Genomic DNA, 19,909 nt, shown 5'->3' with positions numbered 1-19,909 from the left:
GGAACCGCCGTGCGGCCCAGGTACCTCGCGAGTCGGAAGTAGGTCGAGATTGCGATGAGCACTCGATGAGTACGCGATGAGTACGCCCATGAAGTAGCGACGGTCCGGCGCCCCCCGGACCTCAAAGGAGCGAAGTGGCTAAGGTCCGGGTATACGAACTCGCCAAGGAGTTCGGCGTAGAGAGCAAGGCCGTCATGGCCAAGCTCCAAGAACTCGGTGAATTCGTCCGTTCGGCGTCCTCGACGATCGAGGCGCCGGTGGTGCGCAAACTGACTGACGCATTCCAGCAGGGCGGTGGCTCCGGCAAGTCCGGTCCCCGTCCCGGCGCGCCGCGCAAGCAGGCGCCCGCACGGCCGGCGGCACCCTCGCCGTCCGCCCCCACCCCTTCCCCGGCGCCGCGTCCCGCGGCGCCCAAGCCGGCTCCCGCGCGCCCCGCCGCGCCGGAGGCCCCCGCCGCGCGCACCGAGGCCCCGGCCTCGCGCCCGGCTCCCGGCCCGCGTCCGGGTCCGGCCCGTCCGGCCGCCCCGGCGCCTTCCACGCCGGAGTTCACCGCGCCCCCCGCCGCGCCCGCCCAGAGCGGCCAGTCCGCTCCGTCGGCTCCGCGCCCCGGCGGCGCCCCCAAGCCCGGTGGCAGCCGTCCCCAGCAGGGTGGCGGCCAGGGCCGTGGTGACCGTCAGGCCCCGCGTCCCGGCGGCCAGGCCCCGCGTCCGGGCGGTCGTCCCGCCGGGCCGCGTCCCGGCAACAACCCCTTCACCTCCGGTGGCTCGACCGGCATGGGCCGCCCGCAGGCGCCCCGTCCCGGTGGCGGTGCCCCGCGTCCCGGCGGTGCCGGTGCCCCCGGTGGCCCGCGCCCGCAGGGTGGCGGCGCCGGTCAGGGCGGTCCCCGTCCGCAGGGCGGCGCGCGTCCGACGCCGGGCGGCATGCCCCGTCCGCAGGCCCCGCGTCCCGGTGCCGGGCCCCGCCCGAACCCGGGCATGATGCCGCAGCGTCCCGCTGCCGGTCAGCGTCCCGGTCCCGGCGGCCGCGGCCCCGGTGCCGGTGGTCGCCCCGGTGGCGGCGGCGGTCGTCCCGGCGGTGGCGGTTTCGCGGGTCGTCCCGGTGGCGGCGGCGGTGGCGGCTTCGCCGGCCGTCCCGGTGGCGGTGGCGGTGGCGGCGGCTTCGCCGGCCGTCCCGGTGGCGGCGGTGGCCGTCCCGGCTTCGGTGGTCGTCCCGGTGGCCCGGGTGGCCGCGGGGGCACGCAGGGTGCCTTCGGGCGTCCCGGCGGTCCGGCGCGTCGTGGTCGTAAGTCGAAGCGGCAGAGGCGCCAGGAGTACGAGGCCATGCAGGCCCCGTCGGTCGGCGGCGTGATGCTGCCGCGCGGCAACGGCGAGACCGTTCGCCTGTCGCGTGGTGCCTCGCTCACCGACTTCGCCGAGAAGATCAACGCCAACCCGGCCTCGCTGGTCGCGGTGATGATGAACCTCGGCGAGATGGTCACGGCGACCCAGTCCGTCACGGACGAGACGCTGGAACTCCTGGCCAACGAGATGAACTACAAGGTTCAGATCGTCAGCCCGGAAGAGGAGGACCGCGAGCTCCTGGAGTCCTTCGACCTGGAGTTCGGCGAGGACGAGGGCGGCGAGGAGCTGCTCACGGCCCGCCCGCCGGTGGTCACCGTCATGGGTCACGTCGACCACGGCAAGACCCGCCTGCTCGACGCGATCCGCAAGACCAACGTGATCGCGGGCGAGGCCGGCGGCATCACGCAGCACATCGGCGCGTACCAGGTGGCGACCGAGGTGAACGGCGAGGACCGCCGCATCACCTTCATCGACACCCCCGGTCACGAGGCGTTCACCGCCATGCGTGCCCGTGGTGCGAAGTCCACCGACATCGCGATCCTCGTGGTCGCGGCGAACGACGGCGTCATGCCGCAGACGGTCGAGGCGCTCAACCACGCCAAGGCCGCCGAGGTGCCGATCGTCGTCGCCGTCAACAAGATCGACGTTGAGGGCGCCGACCCGACCAAGGTGCGCGGCCAGCTCACCGAGTTCGGTCTCGTCGCCGAGGAGTACGGCGGCGACACGATGTTCGTCGACATCTCCGCCAAGCAGGGCCTGCACATCGACAGCCTCCTGGAGGCCGTCATCCTCACGGCCGACGCCTCGCTCGACCTGCGCGCCAACGCGGAGCAGGACGCGCAGGGCATCGCGATCGAGGCGCACCTCGACAAGGGCCGCGGTGCCACCGCGACCGTCCTGGTGCAGCGCGGCACCCTGCGGGTCGGCGAGACGATGGTCGTGGGCGACGCCTACGGTCGCGTCCGCGCCATGCTCGACGACCTGGGCAACACGGTGGAGGAGGCCGGTCCCTCGACGCCCGTCCAGGTGCTCGGTCTCACCAACGTCCCCGGCGCCGGCGACAACTTCATCGTCGTCGACGAGGACCGCACCGCCCGCCAGATCGCCGAGAAGCGCGCGGCCCGCGAGCGCAACGCCGCGTTCGCCAAGCGCACCCGGCGCGTCTCCCTGGAGGACCTGGACAAGGTGCTCAAGGAGGGCGAGATCAAGCAGCTCAACCTCATCATCAAGGGCGACGCCTCCGGTTCGGTCGAGGCCCTGGAGTCCTCGCTGCTCCAGCTCGACGTCGGCGAAGAGGTCGACATCCGGGTGCTGCACCGCGGCGTCGGTGCGGTCACCGAGTCGGACATCGACCTGGCGACCGGCTCGGACGCCATCGTCATCGGCTTCAACGTGCGCGCCGCCGGGCGTGCCACGCAGATGGCTGAGCGCGAGGGTGTCGACGTCCGGTACTACTCGGTCATCTACCAGGCGATCGAGGAGATCGAGGCGGCCCTCAAGGGCATGCTCAAGCCGGAGTACGAAGAGGTCGAGCTCGGTACGGCGGAGATCCGCGAGGTCTTCCGCTCCTCCAAGCTCGGCAACATCGCGGGTGTCCTCATCCGTTCCGGCGAGGTCAAGCGCAACACCAAGGCCCGGCTCCTCCGTGACGGCAAGGTCATCGCGGAGAGCCTCAACATCGAGGGCCTGCGTCGCTTCAAGGACGACGTCACCGAGATCCGTGAGGGTTACGAGGGCGGTATCAACCTCGGCAACTTCAACGACATCAAGGTCGACGACGTCATCGCGACGTACGAGATGCGCGAGAAGCCGCGCGTCTGAGACGCCGGATCCCGCGTCGGTCGTGCGTGAGCGCGGCTGACACGGGCCACGGCTGACACGGTCGAGCACGGGGCCGGTCGGCGGAGAATTCCGTCGATCGGCCCCGTGTGTCGCGTGTACGGTGGGGAGGTTGCCGCCACATGGAGGCGGCGCCTCGTACCCCGAACCGGCGGGACATCCGGACCAGCATGTATGTGGGGACCCTGTCCTTCGATCTGCTCCTGGGCGACGTGCACTCGCTCAAGGGCAAACGCTCCGTGGTCCGCCCCATCGTCGCCGAGCTCCAGCGGAAGTACGCCGTGAGCGCGGCCGAGGTGGGTGCGCAGGACCTCCACCGCAGGACCGAGATCGGCCTCGCCGCCGTCTCGGGTGACGCGGGCCACCTCAGCGATCTCCTCGATCGCTGCGAACGCCTCGTCGCCGATCGTCCCGAGGTGGAACTGCTCGCGGTACGCAGACGCTTCCACGGGGACGACGACTGACCTCGCGTCGCGCCGCGCGGTGGGACGGGGCGCCGGAGCGCGACGTCGGGTCGTGCGAGGGCGTCGCCTCGCGTCGCGGCAGTGCGGCCGCGTGGGAGGGGGCGTCACGTAGTACGGCGCCTCGCACGGGATCGGGACGTCGCGTTGTGCGGGGCGTCGTGCACGCGACGTACGGTGCGCGGCATCGCGCCGCACGGGATGTCGCATCATGCTCGTACGGTGCGGGACGTCGCGACCGTACGGAGCGCCGCGCACGCGACGTACCCCCGGAGGCCCAGCCCTCCACACAGACCAACCGAGACAGAACAGCACCAAGTAGGGAGACGGACCGGTGGCCGACAACGCTCGCGCCCGCAAGCTGGCCGATCGCATCCAGGTCGTGGTCGCCCAGACCCTGGAACGGCGTATCAAGGACCCGCGACTGGGCTTCGTGACCATCACCGACGCACGCGTCACCGGTGACCTCCGGGAGGCCACGGTCTTCTACACGGTCTACGGCGACGACGAGGAGCGCGCCGCGTCCGCCGCGGCGCTGGAGAGCGCCAAGGGCGTGCTCCGCTCCGAGGTGGGCCGGCAGACCGGGGTGCGCTACACCCCGAGCCTCGCCTTCGTACCCGACGCGCTGCCCGACACGGCGCGCACCATCGACGACCTCCTGGACCGCGCCAGGCTGCGCGACGAGGAGGTGCGCCAGGTCTCGACCGGTGCCGCGTACGCGGCGGGCGCCGACCCGTACCGCAAGCCGGCCGACGAGGACGAGGACGGCGCGCCCGAGGACACCTCGGCGGAGCAGGGCAGGGGCAGCGGCACCGAATGACCACGCAGCGCACCACGACCCCGGACGGCCTGGTCATCGTCGACAAGCCGTCCGGGTTCACTTCCCACGACGTCGTCGCGAAGATGCGCGGCATCGCCGGCACGCGACGTGTCGGCCACGCCGGCACCCTCGACCCCATGGCGACGGGTGTCCTCGTCCTCGGGGTGCAGCGCGCCACCAAGCTGCTCGGCCACCTCGCCCTCACCGAGAAGGAGTACGTCGGCACGATCCGGCTCGGCCAGGACACCGTCACCGACGACGCGGAGGGCGAGATCACCTCGGCCACCGACGCCTCGGGCGTCACGCGCGAGGCGATCGACGCCGAGGTCGCGAAGCTGACGGGCGACATCCTCCAGGTGCCTTCCAAGGTCAGCGCCATCAAGATCGACGGCAAGCGTTCCTACAAGCGCGCGCGGGAGGGCGAGGACTTCGAGATCCCGGCCCGCCCCGTCACCGTCTCCTCCTTCCTCGTGCACGACGTGCGCCCCGAGACGGCGCCTGACGGCACCCCCGTGCAGGACCTGCTCGTCTCGGTGACGTGTTCGTCCGGTACGTACATCCGCGCCCTGGCACGCGACATCGGCGCGGCGCTCGGTGTCGGCGGCCACCTCACGGCGCTGCGCCGCACCCGCGTCGGCCCGTACCGTCTCGACGTGGCGCGCACCCTCGACCAGCACCAGGAGGAGCTGGCCGTCATGCCCGTCGCGGAGGCCGCCGACGCGGCGTTCCCGCGCTGGGACGTCGACGCGCGTCGCGCCGGGCTCCTCCTGAACGGGGTGCGGCTGGCCATGCCGGAGGAGTACGAGGGCTGCGGCCCCGTCGCCGTCCACGGCCCGGACGGGGCCTTTCTCGTCCTTGTCGAGGCGGACCGGGGGAAGGCGAAGAGCCTCGCCGTCTTCGGCTGAGGCACCCGCGACGGACGACGCCGCAGTACGGGGCCGCGTCACGCGACGGGGCGGGGGTGGCGACGAGGCGGGGCGGAGACGCGACGTGGCGGGGCCGTCCGACGCGACGTGGTGGGGGCGGCGACGGGGTGGGGCGGCGACGCCACGTCGCACGCCACGAAAGGCCAGGTCGCACGCGACGTCGTGCGGCGTGAAGCGCGGCGTGGGCATGGGTGGGGCGCGGCGAGCCACGCGACGTCGCGTGCGACCTGGCGTGGCGTGACACGCCGCGTCGGCCGCTCACGCCGCGTCGTGCCCGCGCCGCCCGCCCGTTGCCGTGTGCACCCGACATGGCACTCTTAGACCTGCGGATTCGTGGAATCCCGACAACCGGCTCATCCCACAGGTGCGACAAGGAGCGGTCACAGTGCAGCGCTGGCGTGGCTTGGAGGACATCCCGCAGGACTGGGGGCGCAGCGTCGTCACGATCGGGTCCTACGACGGGGTGCACCGCGGACACCAGCTCATCATCGGCCGCGCCGTGGACCGCGCCAGGGAGCTGGGGCTGCGATCCGTCGTCGTCACCTTTGACCCGCACCCGAGCGAAGTCGTCCGCCCCGGCAGCCACCCGCCGCTCCTCGCCGCGCACCACCGGCGCGCTGAGCTGATGGCGGAGCTGGGCGTGGACGCGCTGCTGATCCTCCCCTTCACGGCGGAGTTCTCGCGCCTGTCGCCCGCCGACTTCGCCCGCACCGTCCTCACGGAGCGCCTCCACGCCAAGGTCGTCGTGGAGGGCCCCAACTTCCGCTTCGGCCACAAGGCCGCGGGCAACGTGACGCTGCTCGCCGAACTCGGCCGCGAGGACGATTTCGAGGTGGACCTCGTCGACCTCTACGTCAGCGGCGACGCGGGCGCGGGCCAGCCCTTCTCCTCGACGCTCACGCGTCGTCTGGTCGCCGAGGGCGACGTCGCGGGCGCCGCGGAGATCCTCGGCCGCCCGCACCGTGTCGAGGGCGTCGTCGTGCGCGGCGCCCAGCGCGGCAGGGAACTGGGCTACCCCACCGCCAACGTCGAGACCCTTCCGCACACCGCCGTCCCCGCCGACGGCGTCTACGCCGGCTGGCTGCACGTCGTCGGCGAGGCCATGCCCGCCGCGATCTCGGTCGGCACCAATCCGCAGTTCGACGCCAAGCACCGCACCGTCGAGGCGTACGCCATCGACCGCGTCGGTCTCGACCTCTACGGCCTGCACGTCGCGGTCGACTTCCTCGCCTACGTGCGCGGCATGGAGAAGTTCGCCTCCATCGACGAACTCCGCGCGGCGATGGCCGACGACGTCAAGCGCTCACGCGCGCTGGTCGCGGAGTACGAGGCGCGCCCCCAGGGGTGAGCACGCGCTGCGGGCGGCGTGGGGCCGTGTCCCGCGCCGGGCCGCGGGCTACGTCGCGACGTCACGCGGGTGCGAACGTCGCGAACGGGATGGGGCGGCGCCCCTTCCTCGGGCTGATGCCGGGGGAGGGGCGCCGCCCCGTCTCGTACGCGGACCGCCGTCGGTACACGACGCGACGTCGCGCACGGACGCCGCGCCGCCTAGACGCCGCCGTCGGTACGCGACGTGTCGCCCGTACGCGGCGTGTCCTCCGTACGCGACGTGTCGTCCTCACGCGGCCGCGCCGCGTCCCCACCCGCCGTCGCCCAGTGGCACGCGACGCCCGCCCCGTGTCCGTCCAGGACGGGCAGGTCTTTCGTCCGGCAGGCGTCCGCGACGCCGGCCTGTTCCGCCTCGCCCGAGGCGAGGATGTGGCACCGCGCGTGGAAACGGCAGCCGCCGGGGATGCTCGTCGGGTCCGGCGGCTCACCGCTCAATACCACGGGCTCTCCCGGCGCCTCGGGGAGCACGGAGAGCAGCGCCTGCGTGTAGGGATGACGCGGCCGGGTCAGCACCTCCTCGACGGGGCCCGCCTCGACGATGCGGCCGAGGTACATGACGGCGACGCGGTCGGCGATGTTCCACGCGAGCCCGAGGTCGTGCGTGACCACCAGCGCCGAGAGGCCCAGCTCCTCGCGCAGCCGTAGCAACAGCGCCAGGATCTCCCCGCGCACCGACGCGTCGAGGGAGGCGACGGGTTCGTCCGCGACGATCACCTCGGGCTCCAGCGCGAGCGCACCGGCGATGACGACGCGCTGTCGCTGCCCGCCGGACAGCTCGTGCGGGTAGCGCAGGAAGAACCGCTCCGGCGGGCGCAGCCCCGCGAGCGAGAGCGCCCGCGCGACGGCGGTGCGTTCGTCGCCCGGTGTGCGGTGGATACGCAGCCCTTCGGCCACCGCGTCGTACACGGTGTGGCGCGGGTTGAGCGAGCCGCTCGGGTCCTGGAGCACGAGCTGTGCCCGCTTGCGGTAGGCGCGCAGCGCCCGTGAGCCGTACGAGAGCGGCTCGCCCGCGAAAGTGATCCGTCCCTCCGTCGGCGGGACGAGGCCCAGCAGGGAGCGTGCGAGCGTCGTCTTGCCGCAGCCGGACTCCCCGACGAGCGCGACGATCTCGCCGGTGCCGATGTCGAGGTTCACCCCGTCGACGGCGCGCGCACGCGGCGCGCCACGTCGCCCGGGAAACGTGATGCCCAGGCCCCGTGCCCCGAGCAGGGCCTGCTCCCGTGTGGTCGTACTCATGCCTTCGTGCTCCTCGCCTCGCCGGCACCGTCGTGCCCCGCGTCGTCGGTTCCTGACGCCGCGTCGGGTGCGTCGCCCGTACGCGACGTCGCGCCGTTGTGCGTACGCGACGTCGCGTCGTCCGGCGCACCGTCTTGCGACGTCGCGTCGCCCTCCGCGCCCGCACGCGACGTGGCGTCGTCCGGCGCCGTCTCGCCGTCCCCCGAAGTCGTGTCGCCGCGCGTCCCCGCGACCCCCTCCTCGACCCGCACGCACGCCGCGCGACGTCCCGGCCCCGCCGGGCGCAGCGGCTGCGGTTCCGTCGCGCACGACGGCAGTGCCACGGGGCAGCGCGGATGGAATGTGCACCCCGTCGGCAACGACGCCGGGTCCGGCGGGTCGCCCGGCAGACCGCGCGGGGCGAAGCGCGACGCCGGGTCACCGATGCGCGGGAACGCGCCGGAGAGCGCCGCGCCGTAGGGGTGCAGCGCCCCGTCGTACACCTCCCGGGCCGGGCCCTCCTCGACGACGCGGCCCGCGTACATGATCGCGAGCCGGTCGCACGTGTCGGCGAGCACCGCGAGGTCGTGGCTGATCATGACGAGGCCGATGCCCTTCTCCGCCACCAGGCCCTCGATGAGGCGGAGGATCTGAGCTTGGATCATGACGTCGAGCGCGGTGGTCGGCTCGTCGGCGATGATCAGCCGCGGATCGCAGGCGAGCGCCATGGCGATCATGACGCGCTGGCGCTGCCCGCCGGACAGTTCGTGCGGGTACGCCGTCGCGCGCGACACCGGAAGACCGACGTGGCGCAGCAGTTCCTTGACGCGGCGTCGGCCCTCCTCGGGGCCTGCCAGGCGGTGCAGGAGGATCGGTTCGAGGATCTGGTCGCCGATGCGGTGCACGGCGTTGAGCGAGTGCATCGCGCCCTGGAAGACGATCGACGCCCCCGCCCAGCGCACTGCGCGCAGCCGCCCCCATGCCATCGTGCGGACGTCCTCGCCGTCGAGCAGGATCTCGCCCTCCAGCGTGGCGCCCGGCGGCAACAGGCGCAGCAGCGCCATCGCGAGCGTGGACTTGCCGCAGCCGGACTCCCCGGCGATGCCGAGCTTCTCGCCCGCGCGCAGCGTGAGGTCGACGCCGCGCACCGCAGGCACGGCACGCGTGCCGCTCCCGTACGTGATGCGCAGGTCGCGCACGTCGAGCAACAGACATGACGTGTCCCGGGACGTCGCGTCGCCCTCCGCGCCCGTACGCGACGCCGTTTCGTCCCGTGACGTCGCGTCCGGTGCCTCGGCGCCTGTCGCCTGCGAGGGAGCGGGGACCCGCGTGCCCCGCGTGGTCGGTTCAGTCATCGTCGGTCCCCCAGCTTGGGGTTGAGCACGGACTCGATGGCGCGTCCGCACAGGGTGAAGGCGAGGGCCACGAGCGCGATCGCGAGGCCGGGAGGTGCGAGGTACCACCAGTCGCCCGAGCTGACGGCGCCCGCGTCGCGCGCGTCCTGGAGCAGCCCACCCCACGACACCATGATCGGGTCGCCCAGACCGAGGAAGGCGAGGGTCGCCTCGGTGAGGATCGCGTTCGAGATCACGAGGGTCGTCTGGGCGAGTACGAGCGGCATGACGTTCGGCAGGACGTGCCGCAGCATGATGTGCTTGTGGCCGCCGCCGAGCGCCCTGGCCCGCTCGATGTAGGGACGCGACTCGACGGACAGTGTCTGCGCCCGTACCAGTCGCGCCGTCGTCGGCCACGTCGTGACGCCGATGGCGAGGATCGTCGTCCAGATGGAGCGGTCGAGGACGGTGGCGAGCGCGATGGCGAGGACCAGCGTCGGCATGACGAGGAACCAGTCGGTGACGCGCATGATCACCGTCGCGTACCAGCCCTTGAAGTGCCCCGCCGTGACGCCGACGAGCGTGCCGATCGCGACGGTGAGAACGGCGGCGAGCAGCCCGACCGCGAGCGAGACGCGCGCCCCCCACACCATCAGCGCGAGCAGGCTGCGCCCGAATTGGTCGGTTCCGAGCGGGAACTGCCCGCTCGGCGACTCCAGCGACGTGCCGGGAGCCTCGGTGACGCTGCGCGAGTCGCTTCCGACGAGCAGCGGCGCGGCGAGCGCGAGCACCGCGATGAGCAGCAGCACCACGAGGCCGACGAGGCCGCTGCGGTGCGTACGGAAGTCGCGCCAGAAGCCGGCGAGCGCGCGACGTCGCCGCGCCCACGCGAGCGCGCGCGGCGACGCGACGTGCTCCGCGTCGTCCGGTTCGGGGCCCGCGCCGTCGCGCGGCGTCGCCACGTCTGTCGTATCGGTCGTCATCGGCCCACCCGGGGATCGAACAGCGGATAGATCAGATCGGCGAGGGTGTTCATGACGATCACCGCTGCGGCGAAGACGAAGAACAGCCCCTGCACGAGCGGCAGGTCCGGGATGCTCAGCGCCTGGTAGAAGAGTCCGCCGAGACCCGGCCACGAGAACACCGTCTCGACCAGGATCGCCCCGGCCACGGTGTTGCCGAGATTGACGAAGAGGAGCGTGACGGTCGGCAGCATCGCGTTCGGTACGGCGTGTTTGCGCCGCACGGTGTCGTCGCGCAGGCCCTTGGCGCGCGCAGTCGTCAGGTAGTCGCTGCCCATCTCGTCGAGGAGCGAGGACCGCATGACCAGCAGCGTGCGCGCGTACTCGACCGCGACGAGCGTGAGGACCGGCAGCACCATGTGGTGCGCGACGTCCGTGAAGTACGCGAGGCCTTCCTTGCCGCCGGTCTCCATGCCGCCGGTGGGGAACATGCCGGGTATCGGCCCGATGCCCACCGACAGAACGATGATCAGCAGCAGGCCGAGCCAGAAGGACGGCACGGAGTACAGCGTGAGCGCGAAAGCGGTGTGGAAGCGGTCCCCGAAGCGGCCGTGCCGCCAGGCGTTGCGCGAACCGAGCCAGACACCGAGCGCCGTGTACAGCACGAACGCCGTCCCGGTCAGCAGCAGCGTCGCGGGCAGCGCCTCGGCGATCTTGTCGATGACCGGCGTGTGGAACTGGTACGAGGTGCCGAGGTCGCCCGTGAGCGCCTTGCCGCAGTAGTCGGTGAACTGCCGCCACAGCGGCAGGTCGAGGCCGAACTCCCGGCGCATCGCGTCGAGCTGCTCCTGGGAGACCTGTTTGCCGCCGGTCATCGCTTTGATCGGGTCTCCGGGGATGAGCCGGAAGAGGAAGAAACTGGTGACGAGTACGGCGAACAGGGACACGGCCGCGCCGAGCAGTTTGCCCGCCACGTAGCGCAGATATCCCGTTCCCGAGCGCCGGCGGGGGCCACGGGGCGTCGGCGCGGCAGGAGCCGCGACCACGCCGCCGGGGTCCTCCACGAGCGCGGAGGTGCTTTCGGTGCTCATGGGGTGATCGGTCTTCCGCTGAGTGGGGCGTCCTTCCGCGAGGCGCCGTAGTGCGGGGCGCGACGCGGGGAGGAGGACCGGACGGAGGGGAGCGACGCCGACGCGCGGTGCGCCGACGGTTCCGGGGGAGGAGGTACGTCGCGTACGGCGCCCCGGGAGGTACGGGCGCCGGTACGGGGCGGACGGTGCGTCGCGGGACGGTACGGCGCCTGCGCGACGCCGGGCGATGCGGATGCGGCCCGCGCGACGTCGTCTCTGCCACGTCGCGTGCGACCTGCGGAAACGTCGCGACGTCGCGTGCACCGCACGGGCCGTTCCACGCGTCGTGCGCGACGTCGCGCGGGACAGCCTGAACGCGGCGGCGTCGCGCCCGTGGCACGGCGGCCTTGCCGAGACGTCGCCGGGACGAGGGGGCGCCGCCCGCCGCGGTGCCTGACACCGCGGCGCACCACCGGCGCCACGTACCGCCCCGCGCACGCACCCACGTCGCGTCGCCCCCCACGCCGCGTCGCCGCTACGGCCCCGCGACATCGCCGCGTCGGCCGCCGCCCGGCGACGTCATCCGCTACTCGCGGTCCCAGGCCGTCGCGCGCCGTCGCATCCCGAAGAACACACCGCCGCCGACGAGGAGGACGACCACGACTCCGATGCCGATCCAGAGCCCGGTGTTGGAGCTGGAGTCCGAGTCGGAGGAGGCGTTGTCACCGGTCGCGCCGGAGGAGGCACCATCGGCGGGGACGGCGGACCACCAGCCCCAGTAGCCGTCCTGGCCGTAGATGTTGCCCGCGGCCGTGGGCATGGTCTCGATCGACTTGATCTGGTCGGTGCGGTACGCCTCGACGGCGTTGGGGTACGCCATCACGTTCATGTAGCCCGTGTCGTACAGCCGCGACTCCATCTGTTTCACGATGTCCGCACGCTTGGCCGGGTCGTACTCGGCGAGCTGCTTGTCGTACAGATCATCGAACTTCTTGTCGCAGATGAAGTTGTCGGTCGCCGAGACCGCCTTCGGCTTCGAGGGCAGGGCCGCGCAGGTGTGGATCGACAGGACGAAGTCCGGGTCGGGGTTGACGGACCAGCCGTCGAAGGCGAGGTCGTAGTCGCCGGCGACCCAGGGGTCGGTCACGTTGTCGAGGCAGTCGACCTTGAGTCCGATGCCGAGGTCGCCCCACCACTCCTGCAGGTACTTGCTGACGGCGCGGTCGTTGGGGTCCGTCGCGTGGCACAGCATGCGGTACGAGAGGGGCTTGCCGTCCTTGCCGACGCGCTTGCCGGCGCCGTTCTTCTCGTAGCCCGCCTCGTCGAGCAGCTTCGCCGCGGCCTTGGGGTCGTACGTCAGCTCCTGGTCGGCCGACGGCTGCCAGGCGTAGTCGCCGAAGCGCGGCGGGATGTACCCCGCGCCCTCGACGGCCTGCCCCTGGAAGACCCGGTCGACGATGGCCTTGCGGTCGACGGCCATGAACAGCGCGTGCCGGACCTTCTCGTCGAGCAGCGAGGGGTCGCCGGTGCCGAACTTCTTCCCCTCCTTGGTACGCGCCCCCGGATTCGTGGCGATGGCGTAGAAGCGGCGGCCGGGACCCTCGTTGACCTTGATGTGCGAGGCGCCCTTGAGCGACTGCGCCTGCGCGGGGGTCAGCGCGGGACTGCCCGCGACGAAGGAGACCTCACCCTTGCGGAGCGCGGCGACGGCGGCGTCCTGGTCCTTGTAGTACCGGAAGACGATGTTGTCGAACTTCGGGCTGCCTCGCCAGAAGTCCTTGTTGGCCTTCAGCTTGACGTAGCTGTCGACCTTGTAACCCGTCAGGATGAACGGCCCGTTTCCGACGATCGGGAACTTCTGGTCGTTGTTGAACTTCGACAGGTCGTCGACCTTTTCCCATACGTGCTTGGGCACGATCGGAATGTCCAGCGCCGTCATGGTCGCCTGCGGCTTCTTCAGCTCGATGACGAGCTTGTCCTTGCTGGGTGCCGTCACTTTCTTGAAGTTGGTGACGAAACTCCCGTTCGCGGTGGCCGCGCCCTCGTCCGTCATCATCTTGTTGAAGGTCCAGGCGGCGTCCTCGGCCGTCGCCTGCTCCCCGTCGGACCACTTCGAGTTCGACCGGATCTCATACGTCCAGGTCAACTTGTCTTTCGATGCTGACCATTTGGTGGCCAGCCCGGGTATGACGTGGTTGTCCTTGGCGTCGTAATTGGTCAGGAAGTCGTACATCAGGCGGGAGATGCTGGTGCTGACCAGACGCGTCGCGAGGAAGGGGCTCAGCGAGTCCACGCTCTGTGCGAGCGCGACGGTCAGCGTCGTCTCCTTGTCGGCCGCGGCGGCGGGCGTCGTGGCGGGACTCAACGGTGTGGCGAGTCCCGCGGTGAGCGCGAGCGCCGCGATCCCGGCCGTCGCGACGAACCGGAATCGGCCACGTGCGTGATGCCCGGGCGTTGGCCCCGCTGGTAGTGCTCTGCCGTACTGCTCTGCTCTGCTCATGGGCCGCTGACCTCGTGTCATCGCTCGCGCGTCGTTAACTGGCGCATCACTGTGAGCCGTTGGGGTGATGTGAGTGTCTACCAGCGCTGGTCTAAACATGTCAACGATGCGTGAACACTGTGTGGCCTGCGACAACGGCCGAGGGCCCGCACCGTTTGACCGGTACGGGCCCTCATTGGTCTAGTCCGTTGAAACCTCCCCGGTACGGGGGGTGTTCAGGTGGCGGAAGGGGACTGCGGCGGCCGCTGCGCGTCGTTCCCACTGTCCTCGTCGGTCTCCTCCGACGCCTCTCGCGCCCCCTCCGGCGGACCGGCGTACGCCGACGGATTCGCGCCAGGCGCGGGCGCGCCCGGCTGCGGCGCGGGATACCCGTACGGAGCGGGTTGCGCTTGCCCGGGCACCCCGTACGGAGCGGGCTGCGCCTGCCCCGGGTACCCGTACGCCGCCCCGGGCCCGGCCGACGGCGGCGCGGGAGCCTGTGGCTGCGGCGGATACGGGTACGGGTACGGAGCCACGCCGGGATGAGGCTGACCGGGAGCCGCGCCGGGCTGGGGTTGCGGGGGGTAGGGGCCAGGGGCCGCCCCGGGCTGATACGGGCCGGGTGCCGCGCCGGGTTGAGGTTGCGCGGGGTAGGGGCCGGGTGCCGCGCCCGGTTGGGGCTGTGCCGGGTAGGGGCCCGGTGCCGCGCCAGGCTGAGGCTGCGCCGCGTACGGGCCGGGTGCCGCGCCGGGCTGAGGCGGCTGCGGAACGTATGGCTGCCCACCGGGCTGCGGTTGAGGCTGCGGCCGCGCGCCGTACGGCCCCCCGGGCGCGGCCGGCGGCTGGGGCGACGCGGCGCCCGGCTGGGCGGGATACGCAACGCCGGGCTGCGGAGCGTACGGCGCGCCGGGCTGTTGCGGGTACGGCGCCGGCGCCTGCTGCGGATGCGTCGCGTTCGGCTGCTGCGGGTACGGCGCGGACGGGGGCTGCGCGACGTACCCCGCGCCGTGCGGGCCGCCGGCGACCGGGGGAGCGGCGGGTGGCTGCCCCCCGGGCGCGGCCTGCGGCCCCGACGGCGGGTAAGGCGCGCCGGGCTGCGGGCCGGGCTGTGGCATCCCGGGATGCGCGGCACCGGGCTGCGGCACGCCGGGCTGCGGCATCCCTGGGCGTGGCGCACCGGCCTGCGGCGCACCTGGACGCGGCGTACCGGCTTGCGGCATCCCGGGTCGCGGCCCACCGGCTTGCGGCGCACCGGGACGCGCCGCACCGCCCTGTGGAACGCCGGGTTGCGGCGTGCCCGGCTGCAGCATTCCCGGGCGTGGCTGACCGGTCTGCGGCATCCCGGGACGCGGCGCGCCAGCCTGCGGCACGCCGGGCCCTGCCGCGCCCGGCTGCCCTGTACCAGGCTGTCCCGCCCGGTACGGTGCGCCCGCCGAGGGTGGCTGGGGCGCTTGCGGCCGGACCTGGCCGGGCAGCGGGGGAGCCGCGACGGGGGGCGGGTTCCCGTCCGAGGTCCACAGCCCCTGCGCCCGCTGATGCCGCGTGAAATCCTCGGCGACGACGGCCGCGAGGTCGAAGTACGCCTCGCGCACCTTCGGCCGCATCATGTCGAGATCCACTTCCGCGCCGGCGGCGAGATGCTCGTCGAACGGTACGACCACGACCTCCCGGCACCGCGTCCTGAAATGCGACACGATGTCGTCGATCTTGATCATCTTGCCGGTCTCGCGCACGCCGGAGATCACCGTGATGCTCCGCGCGACCAACTCGGCGTAGCCGTGCGCCGCGAGCCAGTCGAGCGTGGTGCTCGCGCTCGACGCCCCGTCCACCGAAGGCGTCGAGACGATGATCAGCTGATCGGCCAGGTCGAGCACACCGCGCATGGCGCTGTAGAGCAGTCCCGTACCGGAGTCCGTGAGGATGACGGGGTACTGCCGCCCCAGGACGTCGATCGCGCGGCGGTAGTCGTCGTCGTTGAACGCCGTCGAGACCGCGGGGTCCACGTCGTTCGCGATGATCTCCAGGCCCGAGGGAGCCTGCGAGGTGAAGCGGCGGATGTCCATGTAGCTGTGCAGGTGCGGGATCGCCTGCACCAGGTCGCGAATGGTCGCGCCGGTCTCGCGCCGTACGCGACGTCCTAGCGTTCCCGCGTCCGGATTGGCGTCGATCGCGAGGATCTTGTCCTGCCGCTCCGAGGCGAGCGTCGCGCCGAGGGCCGTCGTCGTGGTGGTCTTGCCGACGCCGCCCTTGAGGCTGATGACGGCGATCCGGTAGCACGACAGCACGGGCGTGCGGATCAGCTCCAGCTTGCGCTGCCGCTCCGCCTCCTCCTTGCGCCCCCCGATCCGGAACCGCGAACCGCCGCCCGCCGGGCGACTGCTGCGCGCCTTCTGCTTGTTGCCGCGCAGCAACCGGTCCGAGGACAACTCGACGGCCGCCGTGTACCCGAGCGGCGCGCCGGGGTGCGTGCGCTGCCGCTGGTCGTGCCGCATCGGCTGCGGCCACGCCGCACCGAGCCGCGGGTCCGCCGGCCCCGACGCCTGCGCGGGGCCGGGCTGCGCGGGACCGGGCTGCGAGGGCAGCCGTGGGTCGTGCCCCTGCCGGGGCGGCTGCGGGCCCCCCTGCTGGGGCGGCTGTGGCTGCTGCGGCACGTCCCACCGCGCGCCTGCCTGCGGCACGCCGGGCGACGCGTCCGGTACGTGCGGCGCCGGACCCACCTGCGGGGGCAATGGTTGCGCCGGCGCGGGCCCGGGCGCGGCCGGCGCCGCGGGCGCGGCCTCCGGCGGCGCGCTGTTCTCGTGCGCTGCGGGGGCTTGGGGGGCGGGTACGTCGGCGGGCGGCGTCGCGGGGCGCACCCGGTGCAGGCGCGTCGTCTGCGGATCGGTTGGCGCCGCTGCGTCTGCCGCCGCTGCGTCTGCCGCCGCCGCGCCTGTCGACGACGTGTCTGCCGACGATGCGGCGGTCGGCGGCGCGTCGGCTGCGGGGGCCGGGTATCCGTAGCCACCCTCGGCGCCGCGCGGTGGGAACCCGTAACCGGGCTGCGTGCCGGGGGAGGACGGAGTGGGGGCGCCGTTATCCGTGCGCGGCGTATCGGCGGGCGGGAATCCGTAACCGTCCCCCGGTCCCGGACGCGACGTGCCCTGCGACGGCGCGTCCGCGTCGGGTTGCTTCTCCTTGCGCGCGACGTTGGCGTGCGGCGGCGGAACGAGCCCCGGCAGGTCCTGCCCGGCGAGGGACGGCGGCGGCCACGGACGCCGCGTCTGCGGCGGCACCAGGGGACGCGGCGGCGCTGCGTCCTGTGACGGCGACGCCGCCTCCGGATCGGCCTCGCGTTCTGCGGACGGTGCCTCGGGGGCCGCGGCCTCGTCCGGCGGCGTCGTTCCCCCGACATCGTCGCCTGGGTCGGATGGCGCTGCGTCGGAGGAGGGGGCGTCGGTGGGTGGGCCGTCGGTGGGTCCGGCGTAGGCCGGTGCGAAGAAGGGCGGTAGCGACAGGCCGCCGTGCGGCGTCGTGGGGTGGGCCCACGCGTCGTCCTCTGCCGGGGTGCGCGGCGTCGCCGCGGCGTCGCTCGCGGTCTGGGACTCCGCCGTCGTGCCGTCAGCCGACCGTGTGCTCGCGGAGTCCGCGACGTCGCGCGGTTCCGCGTCCCCCACGCGCGCGGCGTCACGCGGTCCCACGCCCGTCGAGCCCGCGACGTCGCGTCGCCCCGTGCCTGCGGCGTCGCCTCGCTCCGCGCCCGCCACGTCGCGCGCCGCGACGTCGCCGGAGGGCGCCGTGCCGCGCTCCGGCGCGTCGTCCACGTCGCGCGGCGCCGAGGCGTCGTGCCCGTGCGTCGCGTCCTGCGCCTCCTGCTCCTGGCGCGGGGAGGGGAGCGAGAAGCGCATCGTCGCGCCGCTCTCCAGGTCGCCGGCAGGAGCGGGCGGCTCGGCCGGCACGAAGCCGCTGCCTTCGGGGAGGCGGGGGACGGCGGAGACGGAGCCCGGCGGGGGCGTGAACCCTGTCGCGGCCGGAGGCGTGGCAGGCATGGGAGGCAGCACGAAGTAGTCCGGGAGCGCCTCCCGCCCACTGGTCGCGGGCTGGTCCCGGGACGCCGCCTCGTCGGGCGCACCGTCGGCAGTCGTCGCGTCGCGTCCTACTCCCTCGCCATGCACCGCCTCGCCCCCGGCCGACGGCGCCTGGTCCGGCGCTGCCGGTGCCGCTGTCGGGGGCGTCGCGGCGTCGGCCTCCGAGGGCGCGACGCCCTCTGTCGCGTCGTCGTCGCGCGGCGTCGCATATGCCACGTCGCGTGCCTCGCGCACCGCACCGTCGCCCGGGACCTCGTCGCGACGTCGCGCCTCGCCGGGCTCCGTCGCGGCGCGACGTTCCGCGGCGCCCTCGGCGTCGTCGGCCACGACGTCGCGTGCCTCGTCGCCGTCCGCCGAGACGGCCCGCAGCTTCTTCTCGGCCCGCTCCGAACCCACGTCCCCCAAGGCCGTCCAGGGCAACGCGGCCCCGATGGACCAGTCGCCCCCCTCGGTGCCGGAACCGGACCCGAAGGGAAGCCCCCCCAGTCCACCGAGCGAGGTCGCCGTCCAGGAGGCGTCGCCACCCCGGGCGGGCTCCGCGTCAGTTCCGCCTTTCGCCCGGTCCCCGCGGACATCCTTCTCCGCGGCGCGGGCCGTCTCCGCGACGTCGGCACCATCAGCCGGAGCCCCGGCCGGGCTCTCCCCGGCCACCGGAACCTCCGCAGCGCCTGCCTCCGCGCTGCGTCCGGCTCCTGCGTCGCCCTGTTCGTCGCCGCGCGACGCGTCGGCGGCCGGCTCCTCGCGGTTCGCTTCCTCGTCGCTCGACGCCGTCGTGGCCGTGTACCAGGCGGTCGACTGGTCGAAACGGAACTCGCCGGTGGTCTCGACGGCGGATTCCTCGTGGTCAGCGCCGGAAGCCGAGCGGCCCCCGCGATACGCGTCCCGGTCGCTGCTCACAGCTCCTCCAGGTGGTTCGGCACTCGTGCGTCGGGGTGGCGGCGTCACGTTCCCCCGCCGTGGTCGTGGGCCTGGAGAACCGGGCCCCCCGTGGCGGGCTCCGTGGACCGGGAAGGTCCCGCAGCGCGCCCGACACCAGACTAGTCATCACGTATGCCGAATAGCAGGGCTGTCCACGCGCATCGGATGACCATCGGGCCGTCTTCCCCGCGATGATCTCTTGAAGTCACGCGACGTGTTCCCGAGTTGAGGCCACCTCTCGACCGTGCGGCCGACCCCGCGCACACCTGCCGAGCACCGCGAAAGCGCGCCACGGCGGGCGGGCTTGTCTCCGGAGGCCGGACAACGTGAAGGCCGGGCGCCCGTTTCAGGGCCCCGGCCTTCACACCATCGGGTTACGCGAGGTCGAACTCGCCGTCACGCGCACCGAGCACGAAAGCGGTCCACTCGGCCTCCGTGTAGCGCAGCACGGTGTCGTGGTCGAGCGAGGAGCGCATGGCCACGCCGCCCCCCGGCAGGTAGGCGATCTCGACGCGTTCCTCGTCGGGCGAGGTACCGGGCGGGCCGATCCACTCGACACCCGAGATGTCGAGGGAGTACAGCTCGTCCTTCTCCCGCTCCTTGCGCGCCTTCGTCTCCTCGTCCAGCTCCACCGGCGCGGCCGGTGCCGTGACCTCGTGCTCCTCGGACATGAATGACTGGCCCTTCCCCGAAGTGGTCCTGTGCCCAACGCGCCCATACACGGCGCGCGGAGCGCGCGCCAACGACGAGCGACCTCAGCCTACTTGCAGCGGAGTCGCCCGCGTACGCGATTCGGCAGGCTGTATGACAAAGCGGGTGACGTGCCGCTGGGGAACCTCGCGGGCCACCCCGCCCGCTTGTGACCGCCCTCCGCTCACCCAGTCCGGCCCTCCCGTCCGAGCCGCACGCCGTCACGCTGTGTAAATAACTGTTGCGAATGCGTGGCGCCCGCGCGGCACCCCGACTTCCGCGCCCGCGCGGCACCCCCGATTCCTAAGAGGCCGTTTCTATTGGCGTAGTCGCTCGTTGAGCCGTGCATGGCTGATCTGGTGGAGCGTCTGGTGCCGGAGGAGTTGTGGACGCTGTTCCGGC

Annotated in this window: 12 protein-coding genes; 5 read left to right on the top strand and 7 right to left on the bottom strand. The window is 73.0% G+C overall.

The features are described from left to right. The first annotated feature begins 134 nt into the window (after positions 1 to 134). From infB to IF99_RS0123310, 5 genes are all read left to right on the top strand, one after another. Positions 135 to 3,161 carry a translation initiation factor IF-2 gene (gene infB / locus IF99_RS32805; protein ID WP_078655232.1) on the top strand — a complete coding sequence of 1,009 codons (3,027 nt, stop codon included), beginning with the start codon at positions 135 to 137 and terminating at the stop codon, positions 3,159 to 3,161. 188 nt (positions 3,162 to 3,349) lie between these two features. Further along, complete coding sequence (locus IF99_RS0123325; RefSeq protein WP_030998929.1) at positions 3,350 to 3,643, top strand: DUF503 domain-containing protein; 294 nt, start codon at positions 3,350 to 3,352, stop codon at positions 3,641 to 3,643. Positions 3,644 to 3,974: 331 nt separating this feature from the next. After that, entirely contained in the window at positions 3,975 to 4,460 is a 486-nt protein-coding gene (gene rbfA, locus IF99_RS0123320; RefSeq protein WP_030998927.1) for a 30S ribosome-binding factor RbfA, read from the top strand. Then, positions 4,457 to 5,365, top strand: a complete 909-nt coding sequence (truB, locus tag IF99_RS0123315) for a tRNA pseudouridine(55) synthase TruB (RefSeq protein WP_030998925.1) — start codon at positions 4,457 to 4,459, stop codon at positions 5,363 to 5,365. The genes rbfA and truB overlap by 4 nt, the downstream gene beginning before the upstream one ends. Positions 5,366 to 5,771: 406 nt before the next feature. Next, positions 5,772 to 6,734 carry a bifunctional riboflavin kinase/FAD synthetase gene (locus tag IF99_RS0123310; protein WP_030998923.1) on the top strand — a complete coding sequence of 321 codons (963 nt, stop codon included), beginning with the start codon at positions 5,772 to 5,774 and terminating at the stop codon, positions 6,732 to 6,734. Between the two features lie 200 nt (positions 6,735 to 6,934). Here IF99_RS0123310 and IF99_RS0123305 read toward each other — a convergent pair whose 3' ends face one another. From IF99_RS0123305 to IF99_RS0123275, 7 genes are all read right to left on the bottom strand, one after another. Next, positions 6,935 to 8,011, bottom strand: coding sequence for an oligopeptide/dipeptide ABC transporter ATP-binding protein (locus IF99_RS0123305; RefSeq protein WP_234340818.1), 1,077 nt, complete (start codon positions 8,009 to 8,011; stop codon positions 6,935 to 6,937). Beyond that, positions 8,008 to 9,345, bottom strand: coding sequence for an ABC transporter ATP-binding protein (locus IF99_RS0123300; RefSeq protein ID WP_030998919.1), 1,338 nt, complete (start codon positions 9,343 to 9,345; stop codon positions 8,008 to 8,010). Before IF99_RS0123300 ends, IF99_RS0123305 begins: the two co-directional genes overlap by 4 nt. Beyond that, complete coding sequence (locus tag IF99_RS0123295; protein WP_030998917.1) at positions 9,342 to 10,307, bottom strand: ABC transporter permease; 966 nt, start codon at positions 10,305 to 10,307, stop codon at positions 9,342 to 9,344. Before IF99_RS0123295 ends, IF99_RS0123300 begins: the two co-directional genes overlap by 4 nt. Continuing rightward, the gene (locus IF99_RS0123290) at positions 10,304 to 11,377 is read right to left on the bottom strand and encodes an ABC transporter permease (RefSeq protein ID WP_030998915.1); all 1,074 of its coding nucleotides are present in this window, start codon (positions 11,375 to 11,377) and stop codon (positions 10,304 to 10,306) included. The genes IF99_RS0123295 and IF99_RS0123290 overlap by 4 nt, the downstream gene beginning before the upstream one ends. A gap of 565 nt (positions 11,378 to 11,942) precedes the next feature. After that, the gene (locus IF99_RS0123285) at positions 11,943 to 13,856 is read right to left on the bottom strand and encodes an ABC transporter substrate-binding protein (RefSeq protein WP_051703637.1); all 1,914 of its coding nucleotides are present in this window, start codon (positions 13,854 to 13,856) and stop codon (positions 11,943 to 11,945) included. A 215-nt stretch (positions 13,857 to 14,071) separates the two neighbouring features. After that, entirely contained in the window at positions 14,072 to 18,796 is a 4,725-nt protein-coding gene (locus tag IF99_RS35815) for an SCO5717 family growth-regulating ATPase (RefSeq protein WP_420705711.1), read from the bottom strand. A gap of 395 nt (positions 18,797 to 19,191) precedes the next feature. Then, positions 19,192 to 19,488: a DUF397 domain-containing protein gene (locus IF99_RS0123275; protein ID WP_030998910.1), complete on the bottom strand. Its 297-nt coding sequence runs from the start codon at positions 19,486 to 19,488 to the stop codon at positions 19,192 to 19,194. Positions 19,489 to 19,909 lie beyond the last annotated feature (421 nt).

The sequence above is a fragment of the Streptomyces sp. NRRL F-5630 genome (assembly GCF_000719475.1).
Taxonomy (GTDB): domain Bacteria; phylum Actinomycetota; class Actinomycetes; order Streptomycetales; family Streptomycetaceae; genus Streptomyces.
Note: the sequence above shows the minus strand (reverse complement) of the source record. Positions and strands in the feature narration are given on the sequence as shown.

Bases quoted from the DNA above. Each gene is read 5' to 3' on its own strand.
- IF99_RS0123305 (WP_234340818.1), bottom strand. From the start codon at position 8,011: ATGAGTACGACCACACGGGAGCAGGCCCTGCTCGGGGCACGGGGCCTG.
- IF99_RS0123275 (WP_030998910.1), bottom strand. From the start codon at position 19,488: ATGTCCGAGGAGCACGAGGTCACGGCACCGGCCGCGCCGGTGGAGCTG.
- IF99_RS0123300 (WP_030998919.1), bottom strand. From the start codon at position 9,345: ATGACTGAACCGACCACGCGGGGCACGCGGGTCCCCGCTCCCTCGCAG.
- truB (WP_030998925.1), top strand. From the start codon at position 4,457: ATGACCACGCAGCGCACCACGACCCCGGACGGCCTGGTCATCGTCGAC.
- IF99_RS0123295 (WP_030998917.1), bottom strand. From the start codon at position 10,307: ATGACGACCGATACGACAGACGTGGCGACGCCGCGCGACGGCGCGGGC.
- IF99_RS0123290 (WP_030998915.1), bottom strand. From the start codon at position 11,377: ATGAGCACCGAAAGCACCTCCGCGCTCGTGGAGGACCCCGGCGGCGTG.
- IF99_RS0123325 (WP_030998929.1), top strand. From the start codon at position 3,350: ATGTATGTGGGGACCCTGTCCTTCGATCTGCTCCTGGGCGACGTGCAC.
- IF99_RS0123285 (WP_051703637.1), bottom strand. From the start codon at position 13,856: ATGAGCAGAGCAGAGCAGTACGGCAGAGCACTACCAGCGGGGCCAACG.